This window comes from Archangium sp. (genome assembly GCF_036389735.1).
GTDB lineage: Bacteria > Myxococcota > Myxococcia > Myxococcales > Myxococcaceae > Archangium.
In genome coordinates this window covers 1-4,300 of the sequence record NZ_DASVWK010000371.1, presented here as the reverse complement: position 1 = coordinate 4,300, position 4,300 = coordinate 1, and the positions used below count along the sequence as shown (strand labels likewise).

4 protein-coding genes are annotated in these 4,300 nt (G+C 69.9%); 2 read left to right on the top strand and 2 right to left on the bottom strand.

Going from position 1 to position 4,300, the window contains the following annotated elements; all coding sequences use genetic code 11:
• Positions 1-1,138 (bottom strand): HAD-IG family 5'-nucleotidase (locus tag VF794_RS13050; protein ID WP_331110223.1); only part of this gene is annotated, 1,138 nt, incomplete at its 3' end.
• 70 nt (positions 1,139-1,208) lie between these two features.
• Positions 1,209-1,883, bottom strand: coding sequence for a hypothetical protein (locus VF794_RS13045; RefSeq protein ID WP_331110221.1), 675 nt, complete (start codon positions 1,881-1,883; stop codon positions 1,209-1,211).
• A gap of 267 nt (positions 1,884-2,150) precedes the next feature.
• Here VF794_RS13045 and VF794_RS13040 point away from each other — a divergent pair, with 267 nt between their 5' ends.
• Both VF794_RS13040 and VF794_RS13035 read left to right on the top strand, forming a co-directional pair.
• The gene (locus VF794_RS13040; protein WP_331110219.1) at positions 2,151-3,362 is read left to right on the top strand and encodes a hypothetical protein; all 1,212 of its coding nucleotides are present in this window, start codon (positions 2,151-2,153) and stop codon (positions 3,360-3,362) included.
• Positions 3,363-3,382: 20 nt separating this feature from the next.
• A partial coding sequence (locus tag VF794_RS13035; RefSeq protein WP_331110217.1) for a hypothetical protein occupies positions 3,383-4,300 on the top strand: 918 nt, incomplete at its 3' end.

Here is a 4,300-nt window from a genome sequence, read left to right as displayed (position 1 = left end):
ACTTGAGGATGTCCCCGTAGATGTGGTCGCCCACGTACAGGATGCCCTCGCCCGCGTAGCCGCTGAACTGCTCGAACTGCACCAGGGTGCCTCCCTGGTACACCTTGCCGCGCTCCAGGCTGGTGGCCTCGCCCACCACGCGCGCCTCCTCGCCGGGCCCCGCCGTCTCCAGCTCCAGGAACGGCCGCTGCTCCGAGAAGAAGGCCGGCTTGGCCGCCAGCGTCACGATGTGATCGAAGTAGTTGCGCCAGCTCGGGTACTCCGCGAGCTGCCCGTCCAACAGGTAGCGCATCACCGCGTCCGTGTAGTCCCACGCCGAGTTCGTCAGCAGGAACAGCCGCTTGCCCCCCGAGCGCAGCTTGTGCAGCGCGGGGCCCAGCTCCGGATCCTGGAAGACATACCGGCTCAGCTCCTTGCGCACCTCGCGCTTGAGCGAGTTGTCCCGGTGCACCGTGTCGATGGCGTCGCGGATGTCGTCGTACAGCTTGCCGTAGTCCACGCGCTGGCCCAGCGACTCCAGCAGCTCGATGATGGCCGCGAAGAGCCACGCCTCGGGCAGCGCGAAGAGCGTGTCGATCCACGCGAACTGCGGGTTCTTCAGCCGCACCCGCTGGTTGCGGTACAGCTTCTTCCACACCTCGCGCTCCAGCGGCCGCAGCCCGTGCCAGGCCCGCCCCACGTAGCCGAAGCGATCCATCTTCAGCAGGTTGCCGTTCGTCTTGTCGACGGCCAGCCCGCGCATGACGAAGTGGTGGTCGTACTGGATCTGCCCGATGACGGCGGGGTAGCCCCGGTCGCTGACGAGCTTCGCCAGCGTCATGTCATAGGCGAGCTGCTCCAGCCGGCGCATGTGGTAGATGGCCAGCGTGTAGTCCATGTCGAAGCCGATGAGCTCGACGCCGGACATGCGCAGGTTGCGGTTGACGAAGATGTCCCGCGCGCGCGGCGACTGGCGGGTCCGCACCCGAGGCACGCTCAGCAGGCGGGCGAGCTCCGTATCCGCGAAGAGGGCCTGCGCGCGGCGCTCGGCTTCCTCGGCGCGGGCTCGGCTCAGCGAGGTGCGAAAGCTGCCATGGAGGGGGTCCGAGGTCGTCGGGCTCCCGGGGATGGGTCCGGTCGGAGAGAGTTTCGGTGACACAGGAGAGAGAGATAACACGCACGCCCGGCATCTGGCTCCTCCTGTCCGGTGCCCGGGCGTGCGTGCGCGCTCACCAGGAAAACGAGGTGCCGGCCAGCACGGAGGCTTGGGGCCCGGCGCCCGTGCTGGAGGAGAAGCTGGTGTTGCCGAAGCGGAAGACGCCCTCCTGCGCCGTGTGGAAGAGGAGGTGGAGGGGCTCCAGGAAAAGCCCCCACTGGCGGCTCACGTCGTAGGCCAGCCCCGCGCCCACCCGTAGGCCGAGGCCGCTGCCATGGTCACGTGCCTGTCCCAGGCCGGGCACCTCGAACCCATACCGGAAGTGCGCCACTCCCACGCCGAGATCGCCATGGAAACTCAGCCGTCCGGGCCCGCGCGCGCTCAAGCGGGCCGAGGGAATGAGGTCGAAGGCCAATACCGTGCTCGTAGAGGAGAAGGCGCCTGTCTGCCGCGCCCACCCCGTGCTGAGCGGCACCACGAGCGAGAGGGTGAATCGCTCATCCAGGCGTACCAGCGGGAGGCCGAGCCGCAGGTGCACGCGTGGCCACACCGGTCCTCGTGCGAAGGGGAAGGCGGGGCCCGCGGCGAGTGCCACCCAGGGCCGTGGCTCCTGCTTCGTCTCAGGGGCCGTGCCCCCCGCCTTCTCCGTGCGCGCGGGCGGCTTCGGCGTGCCACGCGCGCGAGGCGCCTCGGCCGCTCCGGCGGTGACGGCCAGGGTGAGGGGAAGGAGGGCGAATACCGTGAGCATATTATTTTCCCGTGAGGGCCTCGCACGCGTGCCGCTCGCTTCGCCTGGAGCGTATTGCGTGAACCATCGTGGCCCATATCATGCGCCGCCGTTTCAGACGAAGCCGGGGCGACAATGCGCAAGTGGAGGGGGCTCAGCCGCGGGTTCAGCGCACAGGGGCGGTCTTCGCGAGGAGACCTCCGTTGGGCGTGGCTGCTGCTCGTGGGGCTCCTCGGGTGTGGCTCCGTTCCGCCTGACGGGAGGCCCTCGTCGGAGGTGGAGGGGCTCGTGCTGCGGCTCACGGGCGGCTCCTACTCGGATGGCTCGGGGCGGGTGGGGCTCGCGCTGCTGGCGACGTTCCGCGACGTCCAGGGGCGGGGCCCCACCGAGCCGTGGAGCGCCACCCTCTCCGACTCCCACGGCGCGTTGACCTCTTCCTTCGTCTACCCAGCGGGTACCGAGCCGGGATCTCATGTCCCCTGGTGGTGGTGGAACGTGGGACTCGCCCCGGGGGAGACGTACCGGCTCGAGCTCTCGCGTGCGGACGGTGTCAGCATCTCGGCCTCCTTCACCGCGCCCGACAGCCAAGGCCCCCCGGTTCCCTCGGTGACGCTCTCGGCGGATGGCGCGCGCCTGACGTGGGAGCCCGTCCCGGGCGCCGCCAGTTACGGCTGCCAGGTGTTCAAGGACGGGACACTCCAGCTGTCGTGGCGCGGGAGCGCGATGGAGTGTGATCTCTCCGCGCTGCCGACCGGCACCTATACGGCGTCCGTGCTTGCCTTCAGTACCTCCCTGGAGGCGCTCGCGGCGGATGTGTCGCAGCGTCCGCCGCTTCCCATGGAGTTCCATGTCTCCGAGGGACGGCTGGCGTTCTCCAGGGGGCAGGAGCCTGGCACCACGCTACGAGTCGGCGCCGCGGGGGGGGCGTTGCATTACGGCCGAACGCAGCCGGGCCTGGCCCTGTGGGTAGGCCTCATACGTGCGGACGGCACACCCCTGGAGGAGGGCGGGACGGTGGAACTCATCGGCCCGGGGCTGCGCTCGGAGACGCCCCTGCGCTTTTCCTATCCCCCACGAGCCCGCCAGCATCTCGTCTGGTCCTATGACACGCCACCGCTGCTGGGGCGCTACACGTTGACGGCCCGCGTGGGCGCGCAGGTGCTGTCGACGAGCTTTTCCATCGGAGAGCTGGGCTCGCTGGCCGCTCCCCTGGATGTGAAGGCGGTGTCCTCGGCCAGCGGCGGATCGCGGGTGTCCTGGCAGGCCGTCGCGGGCGCGCGCACCTATTACGTGAGCGTTTGGGACAACCAGGGCTCGCTCACGGCCGTGCAATGGGCCAGCGAGGCCAGTGCCTCCTTCGCGGCCGGCACCTTCGAGGCGGGCCGCGTCTATGACGTGTATGTCGCCGCCACCGACGTCGATCTCGCCAGCACGACCATGCCCACGCGTGTGACGGTTTCCGAGAACACCTACCTCCCCGCCAACTTCATCGCGCAGTGAAGATCCTGGAGATCGCTCCCATGCTTCGTCATGCCCTCCATGCGATGCGCGGCCTGTCCGTGCTGCTCCTCCTGTCAGCCTTGAGCTGCAAGCAGGCCTCCGGAGACGCGCCGCCCACGCTCCTGCGCCTCAACCCCACGGCCCTCCAGGGCGCTCCCAGGGTGGAAGCGGGGCTGCTCTTCGATCGCGACACCACCACGGGTCTGATGCTCGAGCGTCCGGTGTCGCTGACGCTCTCCTTCGCCCAGGACGTCCACCCCCAGCGGCTCAAGGTGTTCGCTCGCGGTGCGGTGCGGGTGGAGCTGAGCGGGTCGCCGGCTTTCGAGGCGCTCGGGCAGGGGGAGTGGGAGAGCCTCACCGCCACCACGGAAATGCCGCCAGCGCGGCAGACTGTCACGCTCACGCTGACGCCGCTGGCGGGACAGGTGCGGGTGGAAGAGCTGGAGTTGTGGGGACCGGGCGTGCTGCCCGTGACCCGCGACGTGGGGGTGCTCGCCGAACGCTCGCGCGACTCCGGCAATCTCGGAGGGGCGAACGTCCATGTCTTCAGCGCGCGGCCCACCGGGGCCGTCCTCTCCCCGCGAGGCCTGGCCGAGGGCCAGCCTTGTGCCTCCTTCCTGCTCGCCGCCCCCATTCCGCTGGGAACCGTGCGCCGCGCGCACCTCGTCTACGAGGCCAATGGCATCCAGCGCCCGGTGGTGCTGCGCCGCGGCCTCAACGGGCATCCCCCGCAGGGAGGCTTCTGGCTGGGGAGTGGCGAGCGCCAGCGGACGCTGGCCGACGAACTCAACCCGGAGTGGCTCACCGGGGAATCCACCGTCACCCTATGCCTGCCGGACGCGGCCACCGAAAAGGTGACGCTCTCCGGCGTGCGTCTGCTGCTGGAGCAGGATGATGGAAGCCAGCCTTTCGAGCGCGAGGTGGCCCTGCGGCTGGGG